Annotated in this window: 19 protein-coding genes; 5 read left to right on the top strand and 14 right to left on the bottom strand. The window is 64.5% G+C overall.

Annotation, left to right across the window (positions count from 1 at the left end; all coding sequences use genetic code 11):
* Positions 1-22 precede the first annotated feature (22 nt).
* Positions 23-934, bottom strand: coding sequence for a LysR family transcriptional regulator (locus ACE3UG_RS05455; protein ID WP_374620715.1), 912 nt, complete (start codon positions 932-934; stop codon positions 23-25).
* A 95-nt stretch (positions 935-1,029) separates the two neighbouring features.
* Here ACE3UG_RS05455 and ACE3UG_RS05460 point away from each other — a divergent pair, with 95 nt between their 5' ends.
* The gene (locus ACE3UG_RS05460; protein ID WP_374620718.1) at positions 1,030-2,139 is read left to right on the top strand and encodes a tartrate dehydrogenase; all 1,110 of its coding nucleotides are present in this window, start codon (positions 1,030-1,032) and stop codon (positions 2,137-2,139) included.
* Positions 2,140-2,307: 168 nt separating this feature from the next.
* Here ACE3UG_RS05460 and ACE3UG_RS05465 read toward each other — a convergent pair whose 3' ends face one another.
* Positions 2,308-3,231, bottom strand: coding sequence for a LysR family transcriptional regulator (locus ACE3UG_RS05465; RefSeq protein ID WP_374620721.1), 924 nt, complete (start codon positions 3,229-3,231; stop codon positions 2,308-2,310).
* A gap of 189 nt (positions 3,232-3,420) precedes the next feature.
* Between ACE3UG_RS05465 and ACE3UG_RS05470 the strand changes: the two genes are divergently transcribed.
* Positions 3,421-4,527, top strand: a complete 1,107-nt coding sequence (locus tag ACE3UG_RS05470; protein ID WP_374620723.1) for an NADH:flavin oxidoreductase/NADH oxidase — start codon at positions 3,421-3,423, stop codon at positions 4,525-4,527.
* A gap of 129 nt (positions 4,528-4,656) precedes the next feature.
* Here the strand turns inward: ACE3UG_RS05470 and ACE3UG_RS05475 are convergent, their stop codons facing one another.
* The 4 genes from ACE3UG_RS05475 to ACE3UG_RS05490 form a co-directional block, all read right to left on the bottom strand.
* Positions 4,657-5,907: an EAL domain-containing protein gene (locus tag ACE3UG_RS05475; protein WP_374620726.1), complete on the bottom strand. Its 1,251-nt coding sequence runs from the start codon at positions 5,905-5,907 to the stop codon at positions 4,657-4,659.
* 314 nt (positions 5,908-6,221) lie between these two features.
* A complete protein-coding gene (locus tag ACE3UG_RS05480; RefSeq protein WP_374620728.1) occupies positions 6,222-7,529 on the bottom strand; it encodes an MFS transporter in 1,308 nt (435 codons plus the stop codon).
* Between the two features lie 308 nt (positions 7,530-7,837).
* The gene (locus ACE3UG_RS05485; protein WP_374620730.1) at positions 7,838-9,166 is read right to left on the bottom strand and encodes an MFS transporter; all 1,329 of its coding nucleotides are present in this window, start codon (positions 9,164-9,166) and stop codon (positions 7,838-7,840) included.
* 44 nt (positions 9,167-9,210) lie between these two features.
* On the bottom strand, positions 9,211-10,881 hold the full coding sequence (locus ACE3UG_RS05490; RefSeq protein WP_374620733.1) for a GMC family oxidoreductase: 1,671 nt from the start codon (positions 10,879-10,881) through the stop codon (positions 9,211-9,213).
* Positions 10,882-11,213: 332 nt separating this feature from the next.
* Here ACE3UG_RS05490 and ACE3UG_RS05495 point away from each other — a divergent pair, with 332 nt between their 5' ends.
* Positions 11,214-12,086: an IclR family transcriptional regulator gene (locus ACE3UG_RS05495; RefSeq protein WP_374620735.1), complete on the top strand. Its 873-nt coding sequence runs from the start codon at positions 11,214-11,216 to the stop codon at positions 12,084-12,086.
* Positions 12,087-12,090: 4 nt separating this feature from the next.
* On the opposite strand, the gene ACE3UG_RS05500 is transcribed toward ACE3UG_RS05495, so the two are convergent.
* Positions 12,091-12,891 (bottom strand): IclR family transcriptional regulator, encoded by an 801-nt coding sequence (locus ACE3UG_RS05500; RefSeq protein WP_374620738.1) that lies wholly within the window; start codon positions 12,889-12,891, stop codon positions 12,091-12,093.
* Between the two features lie 219 nt (positions 12,892-13,110).
* Here ACE3UG_RS05500 and ACE3UG_RS05505 point away from each other — a divergent pair, with 219 nt between their 5' ends.
* A complete protein-coding gene (locus tag ACE3UG_RS05505; RefSeq protein WP_374620741.1) occupies positions 13,111-14,097 on the top strand; it encodes an AAA family ATPase in 987 nt (328 codons plus the stop codon).
* Positions 14,094-15,833, top strand: coding sequence for a cobalt chelatase (locus ACE3UG_RS05510; protein ID WP_374620744.1), 1,740 nt, complete (start codon positions 14,094-14,096; stop codon positions 15,831-15,833). Before ACE3UG_RS05505 ends, ACE3UG_RS05510 begins: the two co-directional genes overlap by 4 nt.
* Before the next feature lie 65 nt (positions 15,834-15,898).
* On the opposite strand, the gene pta is transcribed toward ACE3UG_RS05510, so the two are convergent.
* From pta to ACE3UG_RS05545, 7 genes are all read right to left on the bottom strand, one after another.
* Positions 15,899-16,933: a phosphate acetyltransferase gene (gene pta, locus ACE3UG_RS05515; protein ID WP_374620747.1), complete on the bottom strand. Its 1,035-nt coding sequence runs from the start codon at positions 16,931-16,933 to the stop codon at positions 15,899-15,901.
* Positions 16,934-17,009: 76 nt separating this feature from the next.
* Positions 17,010-18,842: a sulfoacetaldehyde acetyltransferase gene (gene xsc, locus ACE3UG_RS05520; RefSeq protein ID WP_374620750.1), complete on the bottom strand. Its 1,833-nt coding sequence runs from the start codon at positions 18,840-18,842 to the stop codon at positions 17,010-17,012.
* 177 nt (positions 18,843-19,019) lie between these two features.
* Complete coding sequence (locus ACE3UG_RS05525; RefSeq protein WP_374620752.1) at positions 19,020-19,409, bottom strand: nuclear transport factor 2 family protein; 390 nt, start codon at positions 19,407-19,409, stop codon at positions 19,020-19,022.
* A gap of 34 nt (positions 19,410-19,443) precedes the next feature.
* Positions 19,444-20,907, bottom strand: coding sequence for an NAD(P)/FAD-dependent oxidoreductase (locus ACE3UG_RS05530; RefSeq protein WP_374620755.1), 1,464 nt, complete (start codon positions 20,905-20,907; stop codon positions 19,444-19,446).
* A gap of 130 nt (positions 20,908-21,037) precedes the next feature.
* Positions 21,038-22,441: an amino acid permease gene (locus ACE3UG_RS05535; RefSeq protein WP_374620758.1), complete on the bottom strand. Its 1,404-nt coding sequence runs from the start codon at positions 22,439-22,441 to the stop codon at positions 21,038-21,040.
* Positions 22,442-22,687: 246 nt separating this feature from the next.
* On the bottom strand, positions 22,688-23,650 hold the full coding sequence (locus tag ACE3UG_RS05540) for an ABC transporter permease subunit (RefSeq protein ID WP_374620761.1): 963 nt from the start codon (positions 23,648-23,650) through the stop codon (positions 22,688-22,690).
* A 23-nt stretch (positions 23,651-23,673) separates the two neighbouring features.
* The gene (locus ACE3UG_RS05545) at positions 23,674-24,498 is read right to left on the bottom strand and encodes a taurine ABC transporter ATP-binding protein (RefSeq protein WP_374620763.1); all 825 of its coding nucleotides are present in this window, start codon (positions 24,496-24,498) and stop codon (positions 23,674-23,676) included.
* Between the last annotated feature and the right edge of the window lie 56 nt (positions 24,499-24,554).

Genomic DNA, 24,554 nt, shown 5'->3' on the forward strand with positions numbered 1-24,554 from the left:
CGCGTTGCGGTTTCACTGCGCGTCATGCCTGCGCCTGGAATTCCTGCGCGAGGAACTCCACGCAGGCGCGCACCTTGGCCGACGACGCCACGCGAGACGGATACACCGCCCAGACGTTGGCCGGTTGCGTGACGTCGGGCAGCACCTGCACCAGATCGCCTCGCGCGATGAGCGCGCCGACATCCCACATCGAGCGCAGAACGATCCCTTGTCCGTCGAGCGCCCACTGCACGGCCACTTCGCCGTGATTCGTCGACAGCGGCCCGGTCACCTTGAGCGAGACCGACTCGCCGCGCTGCTGCAACCGCCACATGCCGAACGGGTGATCGCGTTCCTTGATGACAATGCACGCGTGGCCCGCCAGATCGCTTAATTGACGCGGCGTGCCGTGCGCGTCGAGATAGGCTGCGGACGCACACAGCACGCGATGATTGTCGGCGAGCTTGCGGGCGATCAAGTGCGGGGCGATATCGTCGCCGATGCGCACATCGAGGTCGTAACCCTCCGCCGCCACGTCGACGATCCGGTCGAACAGGTCCAGGCGCACATTGAGCTGCGGATGCAGCGCGCGCAGTCGCGACATGGCCGGCGCGACGGCGTGCCGCCCGAAGCCGAAGCTGCTCGACACGCGCAACGTGCCGCGCGGCACCTGGCGCGTGCTCGAAACGTCTTCGATCAGATGATTGACGTCGTCGAGAATCTTCTCCGCCCAGGCGTAGACCCGCTCGCCTGCGTCGGTGATCGCCACGCGCCGCGTCGAGCGATGCAGCAAGCGCGTGCCGAGGTCGGCTTCGAGCATGCCGACGCGCTTGCTCACATAGGCGGGCGAGACGCCCAGCGCTTCGGCCGCCGCCGAAAAGCTGGCGCGCCGCGCGACCTGGCAAAACACCCGCAGATCGTCGAGGTGCGGGTTGACGGGGAGTGCTTTATTCACGATTCGTGGATAGTGGATTAACCGATTGGTTGATTTTATCCGCTCTGGAATGGAATAACCTAACGTCATCGTCCAATTATCAGGAGAGACAGCCCATGACCGACACGTCACAACGCGCCGCGCGTCCGTACAAGATTGCCGTGATTCCAGGCGACGGCATCGGTAAAGAGGTGATGCCCGAAGGCCTGCGCGTGCTCGACGCGGCCAGCCAGCGCTTCGGCATTCCGATCGAATACCTGCCTATCGAATGGGCGAGCTGCGACTACTACGTCAAGCACGGTCAGATGATGCCGGACGACTGGAAGCAGCAACTCGACGGTGTGGACGCCATTCTGTTCGGTGCGGTGGGCTGGCCCGAGACGGTGCCCGATCACATCTCGCTGTGGGGTTCGCTGCTCAAGTTCCGTCGCGAATTCGATCAATACATCAACCTGCGTCCGGCGCGTCTGTTCGATGGGGTGCCGTCACCGCTGGCGGGGCGTCAGGTCGGGGATATCGACTTCCTGATCGTGCGGGAGAACACCGAAGGCGAGTATTCGTCGGTGGGTGGCGTGATGTTCGAGGGCACGGATCGCGAATTCGTCGTGCAGGAGTCGATCTTCACGCGCCATGGCACGGAGCGGGTGCTGAAGTTTGCGTTCGATCTCGCGCAGCAACGCGAGCGCAAGCACGTGACGGTGGCAACGAAGAGCAACGGCATCTCGATCTCAATGCCCTGGTGGGACAAGCGTGCCGCCGAGACGGCAGCGAAGTACCCGGACATTACCTGGGACAAGCAACACATCGACATTCTGTGCGCGCGCTTCGTGCTCAATCCGAATCGCTTCGACGTGGTGGTGGCATCGAATCTGTTCGGCGATATTCTCTCGGATCTGGGGCCGGCCTGCACGGGCACCATTGGCATTGCGCCGTCGGGCAACCTGAATCCGGAAGGCAAGTTTCCGTCGCTGTTCGAACCGGTACACGGCTCGGCGCCGGACATCGCCGGCAAGAACATCGCCAACCCGATCGGCATGATCTGGACCGCCGCGATGATGCTCGACTTCCTCGGGCGTGGCGAAGGCCGCGCGCGGGAAGCGCACGACGCGATCCTCGCGGCGATCACGCAGGTCATCAAGACGGGGCCGCGCACCGGCGACATGGGCGGGCGCGCGAACACCACCGAGGTCGGGCAGGCGATTGCCGCGGTTGTCGCGGGGGCCTGAGTTTGCGCCTGAGCTGGCGATCATGCCGACGATTGCGCTGTGGGTGCCCGTGCGCAGTGGGCGCGTGTAATACGTAATGCGTAGTGCGTAGTGCGTAGTGCGTAGTGCATGGTGCCCAGTGCCCAGTGCCCAGTGCCCAGTGCCCAATGAGCACTGAGCACCGTGCGCTCAGGCGCTTGCCCGCTGCAACACGCGCTCGCCGCCGAAGGCGCGCGCGCGTGGGGCGTCGACACGTTCGCGCAGTAGCGCCACGGCGTGTTGGGCACGCGCCGAAAGCGGCCATTCGGCGCGATGAATCAGCCATAGCGTGTCGACCACCGGGGGGCCGCAGTCCACCACATGGATGGTGTGCTGTGAGGCGAATGCCTGTCGCGCGTATTGCGGAATGACGGTAAAGCCCAGGCCGCGTGCGACGTATTCGAGAATCAGACTGATCTGATTCGTACACCCTTTGCACGGCAGGCTTTGTACGCCCGGATTGCCGGGAAAGCGTCGGCTGAGCAATCGCGTGGACATGGCCTCGCCATCGGGATGATCGATGTATCCGATACGCTTGAGGTCCTCCCATTGGTGCACGTCTTCCCCCGCAGGCACCACGAGTTCCAGCGGCTCCTGTGTGAAGGGCGTGGCGGCGAGCCGCGGATCGTCCGGGCGCAACGTCACCAATCCCAACTCGAAGTGATTCTGCAACACGCCTTCGAGCACTTCCCGGTCAGGCGCAAAACGATGCCGCACGGCCATCGCCGGATGGGCTTTCTGCATGTCGAGCAGAATCGGGCAGAGATACAGCCCGATGCTGCCCGGCGTAATGAGCGTGATCTCGCCGCACGCTTCGTTCGCATCGTTCAGACGCGCGTGCAGGTGCCGCGCTGCGCACTCGACTTCCACGCAGTAGGTCAGCAGCGCCTGTCCCGCGGGCGTGAGTTCAATGGCGCGCGGACGTCGCACGAGCAAGGCTCCGAACGCCGCTTCGAGATGCTTCACGTGTTGACTCACGGCGGCCTGCGTGAGGCCAAGCCGGTCAGCGGTGCGCGTGAAGTTGCCCACCTCGGCGAGCGTCGCGAACGATTTGAGCCACTGAGGATTGACCATAATGAATTGTTATCGATCTGATAATGTGTTGGCGGTTTTCATTATAACTCTGCGCGACTAACATGGCGGTTGTCGACCTTCTACGGTCGAGGCGCTGCGAAACGCCTGCATTCGGCACGGCCTTCAGCCCCGGCATGCGCTGCGGGCTGCGTCCGCGAGCGCCGCTCCCCTGACTCCAAGAGAAACCCCATGTCCGCCTTGTTTTCCCCGTTCGAATTGAAAAGCGTCAGGCTGCGCAATCGTGTTGCCATTCCGCCGATGTGCCAATACAGCGCCGTCGACGGCCTCGTCAACGATTGGCATCTCGCCCATTACACCGGCCTGGCGCGTGGCGGCGCAGGTTTGGTGATCGTCGAGGCGACCGCCGTCTCGCCCGAAGGCCGGATTTCGCCGGGATGCACCGGGCTTTGGAACGACACGCAAGCGCAAGGCATGGCACGCATTGCCTCGGCCATCAAGGCGCATGGCGCGGTACCCGGCATTCAGATCGGCCACGCCGGGCGCAAGGCCAGCGCCAACCGTCCCTGGGAAGGTGACGACCACATCGGTGAAGGCGATCCGCGCGGCTGGCCGACGATCTCGCCGTCGGCGGTGGCGTTCGGCGCGCACCTTGGCAAAGTGCCCAACGCGATGACGACGGACGACATCGAGCGCGTGAAGGCCGACTTCGTGGCGGCCGCGCGCCGGGCGCTGGCGGCGGGTTTCGAATGGCTGGAATTGCACTTCGCGCACGGCTATCTGGCGCAGAGCTTCTTCTCGCAGCACGCGAACCATCGCGACGACGCATACGGTGGCGACCTCGCCGGGCGCAGCCGCTTCCTGCTCGAGACGCTCGCCGCCGTGCGGAACGTCTGGCCCGACCATCTGCCGCTCACGGCGCGTTTCGGCGTGATCGAATACGACGGTCGAGATGAGCAAACGCTGGCGGAATCGATCGCACTCACCCGTCAGATGCGTGACGGCGGTCTCGATCTGCTCAACGTGAGCGTCGGTTTCTCGACACCCGCTGCGAAGATTCCCTGGGGCTCGGCGTTTCTCGCGCCGATTGCCGAGCGCGTCAAGAAGGAGGCGGGAATTGCCGTGGCGTCGTCGTGGGGTATCGACGATCCGCATGCGGCCGAACGCGTGGTCGCCAACGCGCAGATGGATCTCGTGATGATCGGCCGCGCATTGCTGGCGAACCCGCATTGGCCCTACTACGCGGCACGCGAACTCAGCGTGGCACGTCCGTCGTGGGTGCTGCCTGCGCCCTACGCGCACTGGCTCGAACGCTATTCGGTGCAACGCGCCGCGTGAAGAAGAGCGGTAGAAGAGCGGTGCCGCCGGCTGAGGATGCCGGGTGGCAGCGCCCGATGCGCAATGCCCTCGTGCGTCGACAGCGGCACGGGGGCGTTGGCATTCCGGGCGTGAATCAAACGTTTGGCGTCACCAGTTGATATCCACGCAGAGCACGTTCAGGCCTTGGTTGGCGGGGGTGGCGATGGAGGCCGTCACGCACAGGTGCGCTTCGTTGATCGAGAGATAGGGCGGGGTGAAGTGCACTTCGCCGGGCGTGCGCATGGCATCGATGAAGTACGCACGCCGGGCCCAGTTCGCTCCCTCGGAATGCAGCAGCGGACGGAACCGCTTGGCGCGCTGCGACGAATGGTTGTGCGGCAGCACGTTGTCGCCGATCTGGCGTCCTGCGGCGTCCAGCAAAAAGCAGCGCGCGGCGTCGGGCAGCGCGAGCAGGTCGCGCGTGGCCTGCTTGATGTCTTGACCCTGGGCGATGTGCGCGGCGGCGGCTTCGATGCTGGCCACATACGGCGCGAGTCGCGCGTGCTCGGCCCGTTCGCGTTCGACGAGTTGGGTGCGCAGTGCAGACGAGAGCGCGTCCATGCGCTCTGCGGCGATCTTCGGTTGCACGGGGTCGACGTCCGGCGCGGCGAAGTACTGCCCCTGCACGAAGTCGACGTTGCACTCCAGCGCGATCAGCGCTTCGCGATCGGTCGTGAGGCCGCCCATCATCACCAGTTGCCCCGATTCGTGCAGCAGCGACACGAGTCCCGGCAGTACGCGCGCCAGATGCGACTGCTCGGTCGCCTGCGCGAGAATGCCACGGTCGAGCACCACGATGTCCGGCCGCAAATCCCATACCCGGTCGATGTTCGAATGCTTGGCGCCGAAGCCGCCCAGCGCGATCAGGAAACCCGCCTTGCGCAGACTGCCGACGATGGCGCCAAAACGCGGCGTGTCGCCGCCCGCCTGCTCGGGCACTTCGAGCACCACCCGCTGCGGCGACAGGCCAATGGACTTGAGCGTGGCAATGAGGGCGTCGCCGTAGACCGTGTCCATCAGCGCGGCGGGGTGCAGGTTCAGGAAAAGCCAGGCATCGCGGCCGTCGAATTCATGAAAGTTGCCCAGATGCAGCGATTCGGCAAGCCGGCCGAGTTCGAGCATGTCGCCGTGACGCGCCGCCAGTGTGAACACCTCGTGCGACGGGACGTGGCGGCCTTCGGCATCGTGTGCGCGCAGCGAGGCGTGATAACCAATGGCGCGCCGGTGCGAGACCGAGAAAACCGGCTGGAAGACGCTGCAAATCGTGAAATCGCCGTAGATGACAATGCGTCGGCCGTCTTCGGCAGCCGTCAAACGAGGCGGCAGCAATCCGGGAGCGTCGAGATCGATCATGGTCATGGTAAAGACGGGCGCGGGGGCAGCATGGTTATGTACAGAATAGATGAGCAAGAAGCGTGCTCAAAGACGTGGGGCGTTGCGAGCGCCATTGTCCGCGATTGTGTGCAATTTTCCGCGATTTTCCTCGCGTGTTGTGACGCATCGCACCAGAATCGCACCTGAGAGCGACATGTCTGCACCAAACTGGCGCCAAAACGTCAGGCACGTCAGGCGCATCAGCTACATCAGACGCGGGTGGCACTTACCGGTGCGGCATTGTCACTCCGCGCGATGCGTACGCAATGGCGCGTCGAGCCATGCTTTGAGCGCTGGCGTCAGGGCGCGAGCAACTGTGCCCGACGGGCGGTTCGCGCGAGTGCCAGCGCGCACACGACGTTGAAAACGTGCAAGCCGCGCGGGCCGAGCAGCGTGACCACGGCCGAGGCGATCATCGGCCCGAGAATGCCGCCGACCGAGAACAGGATGAGTAACGTGGCGCTGATCGCCACGCGCCGCTCGGGCACCGTGCGGTCGTTCACATGCGAGACGATCAGCCCGTACTGCGTGAAGTTGACGGCGGAGAACAGGAACATCATCACGAACACGAGCCAGTGTGTCTGAAAGACGATCAAGGGTGCGCAGAATGCTGCCGACGCGAGCGCCAAACGACGCGACAGCGTGCGCCGGTCCATGCGATCCGATAGCCGCCCCACCGGCCATTGCATGAGCAGCGCGCCGAACAGTGCCACGCCCATCAACGTCGACAGGCTGCCGATCGACAGACCGATGCGGGTGAGGTAGATCGGCATGATGGCGTAGAACGCGCTGTACAGAAAGCCCGCGAGAATACAGCCGGGAATGGCCACCGGTGTTGCGCGCGCCATCTCGGTAATGCTCTCGAAGAGGCTGATCGCCGGTTGCTTGAGGAGCCGCTCGTCGGCCACCCGAGTTGGCCAGCCCTGCATGAGCGTGATCGGCAGAATCGCGGCGACGAAGAGTCCCGCGACGAGCAACAATTGGCCCTCGCTGCCCGCCTCGCCGATGTTGAGCAGAAACTGTCCGGTACTCACGGCGAGGTAGTTGATCGTGAGATACGAACCGAACACGCGCCCGCGCATGGCGTTCGGCACCGAGCCGTTGAGCCAACTCTCGACCGTGGTGTACATGCCCATGAGGGCCACGCCCGTGCCCAATCGCAGCGCGCACAGCGTGAGCGTGGTTTCGCTCACGGCGAAGCCCATGACGAATAGTGCAGCCAGCGCCGTGAACGCGACGAACGCGCGATGTTGTCCGATGCGCTCGATGAGCGTGCGGTTGTAGAACGCGCCGAGCAGAAAGCCGCCGTAGTAGCACGACTGGATCACGCCGACCGTGAGCGTCGACGCGCCATATTTCAACGCGTGAAAGGGAATGGCGGTCGCGAAGAGCCCGTTCCCGACGACCAGCACGCCGTAGGCCAGCAGAATGCCCATGAGCGCCGGATAGATGTTGACGGGCAGCGGCACGGCGTTGGCCGAGGCGGGGCCAGACGGGGTCGACGGGGTCGACGGCGCGCCCAGCAGCGATGCTTCCGAGAGGGGGCCGGTGCGATCGGGTTCGTCTTCGGGGTGGGCGGCATCAAGCGACGGGTCTCGCTGCATCATGTCTCGCGGGCCAGAGGATTGGAGGAGCGACAGACTGCCATTGTGCCGGGTGCGAACGATCCTTTGTACTGCTGCAAATAATGCGTAGTCGGCGACAACCGCCGGACAGCGTCGAGGGGCGTTGCGGGAGGGTCGGGTGAGGCAGAGGCGCGCTACCCCGCATGATCGCACGAGAAGTGTCGTCGTGACCCGACGGCGGGCAAGCGAGCGGAGCGCACAAATGGAAAAAGGGCGTGTCCCGATGAAGGACACGCCCGGATCGCGGGGCATTTTGCGCCGCCGGATCGTCTCGCCGGCGGCGCGTGTCTTTAATGCTCGGTCACGCCGGCCCCGTGCCACAGGTGCTGGCGGCGCTTGCGGCTGCCGATCCACGCGGCGGACAGCGCGCTGATGAGACCGGCGCACAGGACATAGATGCAGATCATCCAGGGCTCGCCGCCGTTCTTTTGCAGCAGGTAGGTGGCGATGATCGGACTCAGGCCGCTCGCGAAGATGCCCGAGAACTGGTAGACGAAGGAGATGCCGGTGTAGCGCACCTTGGCGTCGAACAGCTCCGAGAAGAGCGCGGCTTCCGGCCCGTAGACCGACGCATAGATCACGCCCAGCGGAATTACGATGGACAGCCACACGAGCATCACGTTGCCGCCGCTCGCCTTCATCAGCCAGAAGCCGGCGAACGACGACAGGCCGGTGGCGAGCGAGCCCCAGAAGTAGATACGTGTGCGACCGATGCGGTCGGACAATTTGCCGAAGAACGGAATGGTGAAGATCATCACGAACGCGGCGGCCATCACCCCCGTGAGGGCCTCGGTCTGCGAGAGCTTGAGGGTCTGCGTCAGGTAGGCAATCGAGAACACGCCGAAGATGTTGAAGAACACGCCGTCGATGAAGCGTGCCCCCATGCCTGCCAGCACGTTGCCGGGGCTGCGCATGAGGACTTCGGCAATGGGCATCTTGATCTCGGTTCCGGCCTTCTTGATCTTGGTGAACTCGGGCGTCTCCATCACGTTCAGGCGGATGTACATGCCGATGGCCACGAGCCCGACCGACAGGAAGAATGCCACGCGCCAACCCCAGGCGAGGAACTGGGCATTGGTGAGGGTGTACGAGAGCACCGCGACCACGCCCGAGGCCAGACACAGGCCGAGGGCAAGCCCGACCTGCGGAAGGCTGGCGTAATAGCCGCGCTTCTCCTTCGGCGCGTATTCGAACGCCATGAGCACCGCGCCTCCCCATTCGCCGCCCAGCCCGATGCCTTGCAGCACGCGGAGCACGAGGAGCAGCACCGGCGCCCAGAGGCCGATCTGCGCATACGTGGGCACCAGCCCGATGAGCATGGTGGCGATCCCCATGATGGAGAGGGTCATCACGAGCATGCTCTTGCGGCCGAGCTTGTCGCCGAAGTGTCCGAAGATCACGCCGCCCAGCGGCCGGCTGAGGAAGCCCACTGCGAACGTGCCGTAGGCGAGCATCGTCGAGACGAGCGGGTCGCCCCCGGGGAAATACAGCTTGTTGAACACAATGCCGGCGACGACGCCGTACAGAAAGAAGTCATACCACTCGATGGTGGCGCCGATGAGGCTGGCGACGACGACACGGCGCATCTGCCGGGCGTCGGTCTGAGTCGATGCATTCATGGTTGTCTCCGGATCTTGTAATGGTTGGGGGCTGACGTGACTGGCTAAATCGTGACGGCGACACTTGTCGCTTGCGCTGCCGCCTCCTCGCGGCTGCGAATCTCCTGCATGCCCGACGCCTGTTTTCTGTCTTCGAGAATCATGTCGGCCGCTTTCTCGGCGATCATGATGGTCGGTGCATTCGTGTTGCCCGAGACCAGCTCGGGCATGATCGACGCGTCCACGACGCGCAACGCCGCGAGACCGTGCACGCGCAGACGATCGTCGACGACGGCCATGGCGTCGTGCCCCATCTTGCAGGTCCCTGCCGGGTGATAGATCGACTGGCTGAACTGGCGCGCCGCCTGCAGCAACTCGTCGTCGCTCTGATACTTCGCCCCGGGAATGAACTCGCTGATGATGTGCGGCGCGAGCGACGGGGCCGCAGCAATGCGGCGCGCCACCTTGATACCGTCGATCACGACGCGATGGTCGCGCTCGTCCGACAGATAGTTGGCATGGATCGCCGGGTATTGCTGCGGGTCGTTCGACCGGATCTCGACGCTGCCACGGCTGAAAGGGCGCAACTGACAGACGGACGACGTGAATGCCGAGAACCGGTGGGCGCCCTGGCCCGGTTTGTCGGCGGACAGCGGCTGCATATGGAACTGAATGTCGGGACGTGCGACGTCCGCGCGCGAACGCGTGAAGATGGTCACCTGACTGGCGGCGAGCGTGAGCGGCCCGGTGCGGAACAGCGCGTATTGCAGGCCGATGAGCGCCTTGCGAAGCGGGTTGTTGACCTCGTCGTTGAGCGTGCGCTCGCGTGTCTTGAACACCAGTCGCACTTGCAGGTGATCCTGCAGATTGCGCCCGACGCCGGGCAACACATGACGTAGTGCAACGCCGGCCTTGGCGAGTACCGTCGTCGGACCCACCCCCGAGTTTTGCAGCAACTGCGGCGACCCGATGGCGCCGGCCGCGAGAATGACTTCGACGCGCGCCCGTGCCCGCTTGCGCTCGCCGTTCTGCAGATACTCCACACCCACTGCGCGCTTGCCTTCGAAGAGCACGCGACACGTCTGGGCGCGTGTCTCGACCCGCAGGTTGCGACGTGCGCGAATCGGTTTGAGAAACCCTTTGGCCGTGCTCCAGCGAAAGCCCTTGAAGGCCGTCTGCTGGAAGTAGCCGACGCCTTCTTGCGTTGCGCCGTTGTAGTCATTGTTGAACGGGATGCCGAGATCCTTTGCGGCGGCGATGAAATGCTCGGCGATGGGGCGACGCAGGCGCAGGTCGGACACCTTCAGCGGGCCGTCAACACCGTGATATTCGCTCTCCCCATGCTCCTGGTCTTCGGATTTTCGGAAGTAAGGCAGCACGTCCGCATAGCGCCAGCCCCGATTGCCGAGTGCGGCCCAGTGGTCGTAGTCTTCGCGTTGCCCGCGCACATAGAGCAGACCGTTGAGCGAGCTGGAGCCGCCGAGCACCTTGCCGCGCGGCCAGTCGATCTGCCGGTTCGCCACGTTGGTGTCGGCTTCGGTGCGATAGCACCAGTCGAGTTCGGGGTCGTGCATCGTCTTGAAGTATCCGACCGGGATGTGAATCCATGGATTGCTATCCGGGCCGCCAGCCTCGAGCAGCAACACCCGGTTTGCGGGATCGGTGCTCAGCCGATTCGCGAGCACGCACCCGGCGGACCCCGCACCGACGATCAGATAGTCGACCTCATGTTCCATACCGCCTGTCTCCTGCCTCGAGTCTGAATCGATGTGATGAAACGATTTGTTTCGGATTGTTTCGATTCAATGTCGGCGAGTCGCTCGAAAATGCCAAGCGAAAAAAGGGCGCACGGAGGAAAACTGAAACGGATTTCGCACTTGCCGTCTCAGAACGAGGCAATTGCTGCGGCGCATCTGCGGGGTTTTACCAGGGGGGTGACGCGGCGATCCAAGGGGGCGGCGGGCTTTGCGACGGGTGAGTCCGGGGGTTATCCCGAGGCGGACGAACGAAGAATAATGGGTATATTTTGTTTCTTTTATTGAAATTGAGCGATGGGCCAGGAGGCGCAATGCGCGAGACGGGTACACGGGAGGAGGGCGATCTGCGCGCAGGCGACGAGGCGCGAAATTTGCGGGCGCTGGCCGTCATCGAACGGCTGGCGATGGCGGGGCAGCCGTCCACCTTGTCGCAGCTCGCAACGCGGCTGTCGATTCCGAAGGCCACACTGATGCGCTTGATCGAAGCGCTGGAGGTATGTGGCTATGTTTCGCATGTCCCCGATTCGCGCGGCTCGGAGCGGGGGCTGTCGCTGGGGCCCAGGGCGGCGCGACTCGCGCTGGTCACGCTGGCGAACAACAACTTCACGCGGGCGGCGCGTTCGTTGCTTCGCGCGCTGGTCGAGCGTGTCGGCGAGACCGTCAATCTGACGGCGCTCGACGGCGACGAGATCCTCTACATCGAGCGGGTCGAGACAAACGAGCCGCTGCGCATGCAGATGCAACCCGGCATGCGCGTGCCGTTGCACTGCACGGCGAGCGGCAAGCTGTTTCTCTCTCAGATGCCTGTGGCCGAGCGGCGTGCCGTGCTCTCGCGTCTGTCGCTCAAACGCATGACGCCGCGCACGATCACCGACACCAGTTTGCTCGAAGCGGAGCTGGACCGGCTCGCCGCGCGTGGCATCGGCATCGATAACGAAGAGTTCGTGCGCGGCATGGTGGCGGTGGGCGTGCCGGTACGCGCGCCCGACGACGGGCATGTGCGCGCGGTGCTGGCGGTGCATGGCCCGACGGCACGCGTGACGTTGGAACAATTGCTGGGAATGGTGCCGACGTTGCGCGACACGGCGACGGCGCTCGCCCCGCTGCTCGACTGGCAGCGCACGAGCAAGGAAGCGGCGCTGGCGAAGCCGGCGCTCGCGCAGGAGAAGGCGAAAGTGCTCTGACGCGTCAGAAAGTCGAGGCGAGTTCCTTGGCGGCCTCTTGCAGGCGCGGCACGAATTCGAGGGCCTTCGACAGTGACGTGCGCGAGACGGGGGCGTGCACGGCCACGGCGGCGATGCAACTGCCATCGTCCTTGAGCACGGGCGCGGCCACGCAGGCAATGCCCAGCACGAACTCTTCGTTGTCGACGGCGATGCCCTTGTGCGCAATGCGGTCGAGTTCGCTCTCCAGCAATTCGGGATCGGTCAGCGTGTTCGGTGTGAAGCGTTGCAGCTTCATGGCCCGCAGCAGGGCGGAGCGCTGCTCGCGCGGCAGCATGGCCAACAACAGCTTGCCGCTCGCGCTGCTGTGCGCGGGCACGTGAGATCCTGGCTTGAGATCGAGACGCAGCGGCCATGGCGCTTCCATGCGGTCGAGATAGAGCACCTCGGTCTCGTGCAGCATGGTGAGATTGCACGTCTCACCCAGATCGGCCACGAGACGGCCGAGAATCGCGTGACGCATGCGTCGCGCGCCCGCCTGCATCATCACGCCCAGACTCAGTTGCGCGAGACGTGGGCCAATCACATAGGCGTTCTTCTGGCCCGGTTCGCGAATCACCAGCCCGCCCGCTTCGAGCGAGCCGAGCATGCGGTGCAGCGACGCCTTGGGCATCTGGATGTCGTGCGCCATATCGGCGAGCGAGACCGGTGCGTCGGCGGCGACAAGGTATTCGAGCAACGCAAACGCCCGCAGGGTCGGGGTATCCGCCTTGTTGTCCGTCGGGGAGTCATGCTGGATTGCTGCGTCGTTCACTGCGTCGCCCATATACGCCGTTCCGGAAAATTGATCAGCGGTATTGTACCCAAACCGACCATCGAGCGGACGGAAGGCCATTGCGCGCGTTTCGATGCGCCCCGGTTCGCCCACCAATAGACGCCCCGCCGGGCGCCGTCACCCCGTGATTAATTATTCGGAACGAATTGTTTCTAAAAATGGTTAACGCTATGATGCCCTGAAACCGCATTGGAACAGGAGAGGGACGAGATGGAGACCGCAACCCAACAACCGGATTGCCGGGTCGATGCCCGCACCGCATTCGGCATCGATACCGATTTGCAGGTGCCGGCGTTCGGCGAGCGCGACGATCACGTGCCCGAGATCGACACGGCGTACCGCTTCAATCCCGACGTGACGCTGGCGATTCTGGCCGGCTTCATGTGCAACCGGCGTGTGATGGTGCAGGGCATGCATGGCACCGGCAAATCCACGCATATCGAACAGGTGGCCGCGCGATTGAACTGGCCGTGCGTGCGCGTGAATCTCGACGGGCACATCAGCCGGCTCGACCTGGTGGGCAAGGACGCCATCGTGGTGCGCGACGGCTATCAGGTCACGGAGTTTCAGGAGGGCATCGTGCCGTGGGCGCTGCAACGCCCGGTCGCGTTGATCTTCGACGAATACGATGCGGGGCGTCCCGATGTGATGTTCGTGATTCAGCGCATTCTGGAGCGCGACGGCAAGCTCACGCTGCTCGACCAGAATCGCGTGATCCATCCGCATCCGGGCTTTCGCATGTTTGCGACGACGAACACCGTCGGCCTTGGCAACCTCAATGGGCTGTATCACGGCACGCAGGTCCTCAATCACGCGCAGATCGACCGCTGGAACGTCGTGGCGACGCTCAACTACCTGTCGCGCGAGGACGAAGCGGGCATTGTGCTCGCGCGCGTGCCTGAACTCGACAGCGACGAGGGGCGCTCGCTCATCGATTCGATGGTGAGCGTGGCAGAACTCACCCGCAAGGGCTTCGCGACCGGAGACCTGTCCACGCTCATGTCGCCGCGCACGGTCATCAATTGGGCCGAGAACGTCGGCATTTTTCGCGACACCGGGCTGGCCTTCCGTCTCACGTTCCTGAACAAATGCGACGAGGCGGAGCGCGCCGTGGTGGCCGAATACTATCAGCGCGCCTTCGGTTGCGAGTTGCCTGTGAGTGACGGGCACCGGTCGCAGTTGGCCGACGCGTCATGACGATCTCCGATCGCGAGGCGGCACGTCGCGCCGCGCGTGGCGAAGCACTATGCGCCGCGACGGTGCGCGCACTGACCGGCGACGCTGCGTTGCATTACAGCGGCGCGCGTCTGTGCCGGAACATGCGGCCGCTGCCCTTGCATGCGCCGCATCTTCAGCCATTGCCGGAACCCGCCGACTCGTTGGCGACGCTGCGCGGTGCCGCCGACGGTGCGGCGCTGCGACTGCGGCACAGCGATGCGGTGTTGCACCGACGTCTGCAACCGGAAGCGCCGATCGAGCGGTTGCTCTTCGAGCTCATGGAGCAGTTGCGCTGCGAGACGTTCATCCCGGCGGGCATGCCTGGCGTTGCACAAAATCTGCGAGACCGCTTCGAGGCCTGGTCGCGCGCGATGCACCTCTCGGGCGTGGCGGAGCGTCACGTTGGCCTGCTGCTCTACACCGTCGCTCAGATGAGCTGGTCGCGGCTCACCGGCTATCCCGTCGTCGAGGACACGGAAGGACTCATCGAAGCCACGCGAATGGCGATTGCGCCGCGCATCGGCGGGGCGCTCGCGGGCATGCGTCGAACGCGCCCCGATCAGGCGGCCTTCGCGGCTTACGCGCGCGCGTTGGCGGCCGATGTCGCGGGTCTGATTCGGGCGGCGGGTGGCGAGCCGGCGGGCGGCGGCGAGAAGGACGACGACGAAAAGAACGTGCGTCATGCGCTCTCGCTGTTTCTTGACGTCGACGAGCACGACGACGACGGCATCACGCTCGCCCATTCGGGCGATAGCCGCGTGCTCAAGGCGTCTGCACAGGGTTATCGCGTTTTCACGAAACGTTACGACCGCGAGTTGTATGCCGGGGCGCTTGTGCGTCGTGCGCTGCTGACCGATTTCCGCGAGCGGCTCGACGAGCGAATCGTCGCCCAGGCGATCAACGTGCCGAGGCTCGCGCGCGCGCTCAAGGCGGCGCTGGCGGAGCCGCAGCGCGACGGCTGGTCGTTTGGCGAGGAGCAGGGACGTATCGACGGGCGAAGGCTCGCCCAACTGGTCAGTTCGCCCGCCGAGCGACGTCTGTTCCGGCTCGAGAAGCACGCGTTGATCGCGGCGTCGATGGTGAGCTTTCTGATCGACTGTTCCGGGTCGATGAAAGCCCAGGTCCATGCAGTCTCCATGATCGTCGACGTTCTGTCCCGCGCACTCGATGCGGCGGGCGTTGCCAACGAGATTCTCGGCTTTACGACCGGCGCGTGGAACGGCGGGCGCGCGCGCACCGATTGGCTCGCACAGCGCAAGCCCCGATTCCCCGGACGCCTGAACGAAGTCTCGCATCTGATCTTCAAGGACGCCGTGACGAGTTGGCGGCGCGCACGGACCGACATCGCGGCGCTGTTCAAGGCCGATCTGTTTCGCGAGGGGGTCGATGGCGAGGCCGTCGAGTGGGCGTGCGAGCGGCTGCGCTCACGCAGCGCCAACCGGCGTCTGTTGATCGTGATTTCCGACGGCAGTCCGATGGACGCCGCCACGAACCAGGCCAACGACGAACACTATCTCGATCATCACTTGCGCGAGGTGGTGGCGCAGCAACAGGCGCTCGGCGATGTGGAGGTGTTGGGTCTCGGCGTCGGACTTGACCTCAGCCCGTATTACCGGAATTCGCTCGCACTCGATCTGACGTCGCCACCCGACATGACCCTGTTCTCGAGGCTGGTCGATTGGATTGGCCGCGGCGGCCGCCGTGCGCACGCATAACGTCGCGCGCTACGCCTTCTCGCGTCGCGCGCTTGCCGTCGCCGTCAGGTGAGCGCCCGGCGGGATCAGGGTGACGAAGGCGAGGTGCCGGCGTGTTTCGCCTGGGCGGCTTGTGCCTGCACGCAGGTCACGCCGATCACATAGTAGATATCGTCGGCGCTGCAGCCGCGCGACAGATCGTTGGCCGGACGATTCAGCCCTTGTAGCAGTGGGCCGATGGCCTTCGCGCCGCCGATACGTTCCGCCAGTTTGTAACCGATATTTCCGGCGTCCAGACTCGGGAAGATCAGGGTGTTGGCGTGTCCTTCGACTTGCGAGTGCACGACCTTGCGCTGAGCGATCTCGGAAACGATGGCCGCATCGAGCTGGACGTCGCCGTCGATTGCCAACTGCGGCCGGGCCGCTTTCACGAGACGGGTCGCTTCGACCACCTTGTCCACGGCCGCGTGTTTTGCGCTGCCGCTCGTCGAGAACGACAGCATCGCCACGCGCGGCGGCTCCATGAGCAGCGCGCTCGCACTGTCTGCGGCGGCGAGTGCGATTTGCGCGAGCTGGGCGGCGTCGGGGTCGACCACGAGGGCGCAGTCGGAGAATATCAGGCCGCCCTTCATCGTATGGAATGGCTCGCAGAGCATCATCAGGAAGAAGCTCGACACGAGTTGAAACGACGGCTGCACGCCGATGATCTGAATCGCCATGCGTACCACGTCGGCCGTCGTGTTGACGGCGCCTGCGACGGACCCGTCGGCATGGCCGAGGTGCACCATCATATTGGCGAAGCCCAGCGGCGTGCGCATTTCCTCGACGGCTTGCGCGTGCGTCATTCCCTTTTTCGATCGTAGGCCGTACCAGGTATCGGCGAAGGCGTCCGTCAGGTCCGACGTCGCGGGATCGAGCAGTACCATGCCGGCCAGATCGATGCGCGCAGCATCCGCTGCACGCTGAGTTCTGCCGGTGTCGCCAACGAGCAGGATGCGCGCGATGCCCTCGCGCGTCGCCCGTGCGGCGGCGGCGAGCACCCGCTCGTCTTCCGATTCGCACAGCACGATGCGCATCGGTGCGCGGCGCGCGGTATCGATGATGCGATGGATGGCTTTCATGAGGTCGAAAAGTCAAAAAAGCGCTCCCGGCACTCACAGAGCCGGGAGCGCTGTCACATGAATGACCGCAACCGCGTCAGACGTAGTCCTTGTACTTGTCGAGCATGCGCACCGGCTTGGAGAGGGCATCGCGGCGGAACGGATCGCCCAGTTCGCGGGTGCACATGATTTCGATGATCGTCGTCTTGCCGTGATTCATCTGCAGGTCGATGGCCTTCTTGAGCGCCGGGCCGACGTCTTCCAGACGGTCGACCACGATGCCCTCGGCCCCCATCGCGCGGGCGATGTTGGCAAAGCTCGGACTATCGAGTTCGCCCGCCACGAAGCGGCGGTTGTAGAAGTCCACCTGGTTCTTCTTCTCCGCACCCCACTGGCGATTGTGGAAGACCACGGCCGTGACCGGAATGTTGTGACGCACGCACGTGAGCGTTTCCATCAGGCTCATGCCCCAGGCGCCGTCGCCGGCGTACGAGATGGCCGGACGGTGGGGTGCAGCGACCTTCGCGCCGATGATCGTCGGGAACGCGTAGCCGCAGTTGCCCCAGCTCATGGCCGCGAAGAAGCTGCGCGGCTTGTTGAAGCGCAGGTAGCTGTTGGCCACCGAGTTGATGTTGCCGATGTCGGTCGACACCATGACGTCTTCCGGCATGGCCTTTTCCAGCTCGCGCAACACCTGACGCGGATGCAGATAGTGACCGCCATTGAACGTGCGCTCCTGTTTCTGCTCTTCGATCATGTCGAGGCTGTACGGATCGCGCTCGTGAGTCCATTCGTCGAGTTCCTTCTCCCACGCAGCCTTCTCCGTGGCGATCTGGTCGGCGCGGGCAGCGCGCGTGGCATCGCAGACGAGGGTGCGCTCGGCCAGACGCTGCGACAGCGCCACGGCCGCCGCCTTCGCGTCGCCGCAAATGCCGACCGAGATTTTCTTCACGAGGCCGAGCATTTTGTGATCGGCGTCGATCTGGATGATCTTGGCGTGCTTCGGCCAATAGTCCAGGCCGTGCTGGGGCAGGGTGCCGAACGGTCCGAGACGCGAGCCGAGCGCCACGACGACATCGGCCTGCGCCAGCAGCTTCATCGCGGCCTTCGAGCCTTGATAGCCGAGCGGTCCGCACCACAGCGGGTGATTCGCCGGGAACGAGTCGTTGTGCAGATAGCTGTTCACGACCGGCGCACCCAGACGTTCGGCAAGCGCCTTGCACGCCTCGATGGCGTCGGCCATGACCACGCCGCCGCCCGAGATGATGACCGGGAATTTGGCCTGTGCGATCAGGTCGGCGGCTTCGTTCAGACGTTCGTCGCCGCCCGCACCACGGTCGAGGCGTTGCGGCTGCGGAATCTCGGCCTTGATCTGGCCGTAGAAGTAGTCACGCGGAATGTTGAGTTGCGTCGGGCCCATTTCGGCCATCGCGCGATCGAAGCAACGGCCGGTGAATTCGGCCATGCGGGCCGGGTGCGTCACATGGCCCTGGTACTTCGTGAATTCCTGGAACATCGGAAGCTGCTTGGCTTCCTGGAAGCCGCCGAGTCCGATGCCCATCGTGCCGGCTTCGGGCGTGACGATCACGACCGGGCTGTGCGCCCAGTAGGCGGCGGCAATGGCCGTCACGCAGTTGCTGATGCCGGGGCCGTTCTGACCGATCACCACACCGTGACGCCCCGACACGCGGGCATAGCCGTCGGCCATGTGGCCCGCGCCCTGCTCATGGACCACCGGGATCAGGCGAATGCCGGCGGGCGCGAAGATGTCCATCGCATCCATGAAGGCCGAGCCCATGATGCCGAACATCTCGCTCACGCCATTGGCGACGAGCGTCTCGACGAACGCTTCGGACGGCGTCATGGCCTGTGGGCCGGCGTCGGAGGCGGTCAGTTGCTGGGTGGCCGTGGCCGGGTCTTTGGCGTTCATGGATGTCTCCGGAAAAAATAATCGGAACGAATAATTCCGATTTCATTGTCTAAGTCGAAATCTAGGCGAACTGTTCGCCATGGTCAATCAGTATTTTTATTATTTGGTACGTTTTGTATTGAAAAATGGAATTTACGGCGGCGATATGCGAGCGCGCCGAGGGGCGTGGGCAGGGCGTCAGAACGAGGGGCGGTCTTTGCGGAAGGCGTTCTTCACCTCGATCTTGCCGTCGCGCAGGGTGAAGACGTCGACCATGCGGGCCTCGACGCGGGTGCCGTCGGCCTTGGTGCCGCGAAACGTCGATTCGGACACGCCACGATGGCCGGCGACGAAATGCACGCCCGCCGTCCAGGACGCGTCGGGGAAGGTCTCCCATGCCGCCTGGAACGCGGCACGCACGGCGTCGGGGCCTTCGAAGGTGCGGCCCATCGCATCGGGGCCGGCCACGGCGTGAAACACGCAGGTGTCGGTCATGCAGGCCATGAGGGCGTCGATGTCATGGCGATTCCAGGCGTCGTTGAAGGCGGTGAGCAACTGGATGTCGATGGATTCGTTCTGAGTCGTCATTGCATAGTCCAGGAAAGGCGGGTGAGCAGGCATATCAACGCGCTTCGTCTTGCGCGTGGTACCTCTGATAGAGAAAGCGCTGGCCGATGCGACGGAACGGCGCGAAGCCTTGCCATTGCACGGTGCCGAACACATTCGGGTATTGCAGGGCCGAGTCGTAGATCGGCAGATTCCACGACGGCTCGCGCTGTCCGGCGATGCGCTGCGCGAGGCGGCGTCCGGCATGGGCGGAGAACGATACGCCGTTGCCGCCATAGCCCACCGCATAGAAGAGGCTCTGTCGCGGATCGGGTTGCGTGACGCGCGGCATCATGTCGTGGCTCACGTCGACCCAGCCCCACCACGAGTAATCGATGCGAATGCCGCGCAGCGCCGGGAACTTGCGATGCAGGCCCTCGACGAGCACGGCCATGTGTTTCGGATTCTGTGCGTCGGCACCGGTGATCGCGCTGCGGCTGCCGATCTGCAAACGGTTGTCGGGAAGCAGACGGTAGTAGTAACGCAGCGTGCGCGTGTCGGTAATGACCTCATGGGTGCGGAAATTCGTCGCAGCGATCTCGTCGGGCGTGAGCACGCGCGTGACGAGCGAGTTCGACAGAATCGGCATGATCTTGGCGCGCAGGGCCTTCGTGACGTCGTTACGCGTATAGCCGCCGGTCGCGAACGCGACCGCCTTGGCACGCACGACCCCGCGAGGCGTGCGCACGTGATGCACCCCGTTGATCGTCTCGACACCCAGCACGGGCGTTGACGGATGAACGCGAGCGCCGAGTGCACGGGCCATGCGCAGATAGCCGAAGGCGAGCTTGAGCGGGTGCACACCGATGCCGTCGGGTTCATGCATTGCGCCGCAGTTTTCCTGATCGTCGACGTATTGCTCGCGGACGTCGGCGGCAGAAAGGATGCGCGTGTCGTAACCGAACACATCGCGCATGACCTTGGCTTCATTGCGCAGGAACGCCATCTTGCGGTCGCGATGTGCGATGTAGAGATGGCCGCCTGGTTGCGGATCGCACTCGGGCACTTCGGCGACGAGCGATTTGAACGTGTCGAAGCCTTCGCGGATCTCGGCGTCCAGACGCAGCGCCGTTTCCTTGCCCCAACGCGCAATCCATTGCGAGCGATACAGTCGTCCGCTGGCGTTTTGTCCCTGGCCGCCGTTGCGGCTGGTGCAGCCCCAGCATGTGCGGTTCGCCTCGAGCACCATGGCGCGAATGCCGTGCTCGCGTGCGAGGAACAGGGCCGTCGACAGGCCCGTGAAGCCGGCGCCGACGATTACCACGTCGACATCGGCATCGCCGGGCAGCGGGCCGTCGTCTTCGGGCAGTTCGCCGGCCGTGGCGACCCAGTAAGTGGGTGCGTAGTCCATGCCGACGCCGGGGCTGGCCGAGACGAGCGGATCGTAAAGCGGATCGTAGGGTGACACTTCGGAGCGACGATCCAGCGCGAAGGATTCAATCGTACCCACGTTAGGCTCCTGGCGAAAAGGTGTCTCCATACTGCCAAGAACATTTTTCCGGGATTAGTACCACCGCCGCTTTGTGATGGTGCCAGTGCAGTGCGGCGCGCAGGAACGCCAACGGCCGGCGGCAGAGTGTCTGCGGCCGGCCGTGTCGTGGATACCGGGATCAGATCTCGAAGCTCGGGTCCGGGGCGCGCAGCTTGCGCCAGATCGACCGGGCGGTGAACGCGACGAGCAGAACGCTCAGGCTGACGACACCCAGCGCGAGCGGCGTGCGCTGATCGGCAATGAAGGCCATTGCGCCGACGATGGACAGCATGCCGACGATCGCGACCCAGGTGAGGTATGGATAGCCCCACATGCGAATCTTGAGCTTGCCCGGCGCCTCGCGTTCCAGCCGCTTGCGCAGCTTCAATTGCGAGAACGCGATGAGCACGTACACAAAAATTGCCACCGTGCCATAGGAGTTCACGAGAAAGGCAAACACGGTGTCGGGCGAGAGGTAGGACATCACCACGGCGGCGTAGCCGAACAGGGTGCCGACCAGAATCGCGCGAACCGGTACACCGCGCGCGCTGAGCTTCGCGAGCGAGCGAGGCGCGTCGCCCCGTCGCGTGAGCGCAAACAGCATGCGAGACGAGGCATACAGGCCCGAGTTCAACGCCGAGAGGACGGCGGTCAGCACCACGGCGTTCATGATGTGCGCTGCGGCCGGAATGCGCATGGCTTCGAGCGCGCTCACATACGGCGTGGCCATGCTGGCGGCGTTCCAGGGCACGAGCATCACGACCAGCAGAATCGAGCCGATGTAAAAGAACAGCACCCGTCCGATGACGGAATTGGTGGCGCGTGCCACGGCTTGCTGCGGCTCGGCGGCTTCGGCGGCGGCAATCGTCACGATCTCGGCGCCGAAGTAGAAGCCGGTGGCGGCGACCGCGCCGGCCATCACCGGTCCAATGCCGTTCGGCATGAAGCCCCCATGTGAGAGCAGATGCCCGGTGCTCGCCACGGCGCCAGGCCACATGCCGAACACGAAGAGCGCGCCAAGCAGCAGGAACACGACGATGGCCGCGACCTTGATCGACGCGAACCAGAATTCGAATTCGCCATACGACGCGACCGACACCAGATTCGTCAACGTCAGCACGACCAACAGCGCAAGACTGATGGCCCAGGCCGGTATGTCGGGCAGCCAGAACTGGATCAGGTTGGCGCCCGCGACGGCTTCCACCGCCACCACGATCACCCAGAAGTACCAATACATCCAGCCCGTCAGGAAGCCGGCCAGTTCGCCGCCGACGGGCTTGTCGTTCCACGCGAGCCGCGCGTACTCGTAGAACGACCCGACGGCGGGCAGCGCGCACGCCATCTCGCCGAGCATGCGCATCACCAGCACCACGAGCGCGCCGGTAATCAGAAACGACAGTACGGCCGCCGGACCGGCGGCATGGACAACCACGCCGCTGCCGACGAAGAGTCCCGCGCCGATCACACCGCCCAGCGCGATCATGCTCATGTGCCGTTGCTTGAGGCTCGGTTGCAGATGCGTTCCGTGGTCATGACGGGTCATGGCGGCCTCCTGTGAAGGGGCGCGCAACGCGCGCGTCGCGACCGCAGACGTGCACCGAACGACGGGAAGGGGAAAACCGGGGGGGAACGAAGAACGCGAACGAATGCCGCGCGCGGGCAAGATGCCCGCCCTGCAATGTCTCGACTGCCACACAACCTCCTGAAAACCTTGTTCGACGTCAGGTGCGGCGGCGGGGGGCGCCGCCCTGCGTCTTTTGTAATGACCAACGAACCTGCTTAAGCCTTGTCAGACCTTGCCTTTCCAGGGCACCAGCACGCGCTCGAGATAGCGCATGATCAGATCGAAACCGAAAGCGAAAAAGCCGATCACGATGATCCCCATGATCACGATGTCCGACGCGAGGAATTCCGCCGCGTTGAGCACCATGAAACCGAGACCGCTCGACGCCGCTACCATCTCGGCGGCGACCAGCGTCGTCCAGCCCACGCCGATGCCGATGCGCATGCCGGTGAAGATCTCCGGCAGCGCCGACTTCACGATCACGTGCATGACGATCTGGCGAGGCGAGGCGCCCATCGAGTACGCCGCGTGAATCTGCTCCATCGAGACCGAGCGCACGCCCGCGCGCGCGGCGATCGCGAGCGGTGCAAAGATGGCGAGATAGATCAGGAACACCTTAGAGAACTCGCCGATGCCGAACCAGATGATGACAAGCGGCAGATAGGCCAACGGCGGCAGTGGGCGGTAGAACTCGATGGGCGGATCGAACACGCCGCGCGCGACGCGCGACACGCCCATCAGAATGCCGACGGGGATGGCCGTCACGCATGCCAGCGCGAAGGCGCCAAACACGCGATACAGACTCGCGAGCGTGTGTTGCAACAACGTCGAGCCTGCGAAGCCTTCCGTCATGACCTGCATGAATTTCTCGATGATCGCGCGCGGTCCCGGCAGGAACAGCGGCTTGATCATTCCCGACGAGGTGATCGCGATCCACAGCAGCAACAGGGCCAGCACGGTGACGAAGCTGATCGTCAGGCTGGGGCCTTGGCCAGGGGCGCCGAACGACTCGCCTGCCTTGACCGGACGCGGGGCGAACAGGCGTTCGAGCCAGCCGCGCCGACGCCGTGGGCGAGGCGAGCTGGGCAAACTGGGCGAACGGGGGGGTGCCGCCGGACGGTGCACGCCAGCGCCGCTGGTGGCCCCGGAGGAAGGCGTAGGGTGGGGAGTGACGGGTTTGGTCATCATGATGGCATCGTCTCCTGCGTCGATCAGGCGGCGACCGCGTTGGCGTCAGACGTCGCGGTCTGGCCAGCACGTTCGTCGCCATAGATGATGCTGAGCACGGTCTCGCGCATGGCAATGAAATCGGGGCTCGACTTGATGGCGCGCGCATCGCGGCTTTCGAGATAGCGCTTGTTGAAGTCGAGATCGTAGGTGTGCGTGATGCGGCCGGGGCGTGGCGACATCACAATCAGGCGGCTGGCGAGAAACAGTGCCTCTTCGACGCTGTGCGTGATGAAGAAAATCATCTTGCCGGTCTCGCGCCACACGTCGAGCAGCAGTTCCTGAATGGTTTCGCGTGTGAGCGCGTCAAGCGCGGCCATCGGCTCGTCCATGAGGAGCATCGACGGATTGCACGTGAGCGCGCGGGCAATGCCGACGCGTTGCTGCATGCCGCCGGAGAGCTGATAAATCATGTGACGGTGGAAGTCCTGCAGGCCGACGAGCGCGAGGTTGCGTGCTGCGCGGGCGCGTCGTTCCGTCTTGGGCACGCCTTGCAGCTTCAACCCGAACTCGGTGTTCTCCATCACGTTGAGCCATGGCAGCAGCGCATGCTTCTGGAACACCACGCCGCGATCGGCGCCGGGGCCTTCGATGGGGGCGTCGCCCAGCAGCAATTCGCCGGAGGTGGGCGCGATGAAGCCCGCCATCAGACTGAGCAGCGTGGTCTTGCCGCAACCGGAGGCGCCCAGCGCCACCACGAAGTCGCCGGGTGCGATGGTCAGATCGACGTGGGCGAGCGCCTGCACCTGCTCGCCGGGACGCCGGCCGGGATATACGACGCTGACGTCGTTGACGATGAGTTGTTCCATGAAGCCCTTCTCCTGTCCATCCAACGATCGGGGCGGGGCCGTGGCGCCCGAAGCCA

It is taken from the genome of Pandoraea sp. (genome assembly GCF_041919235.1).
Lineage (GTDB): Bacteria > Pseudomonadota > Gammaproteobacteria > Burkholderiales > Burkholderiaceae > Pandoraea.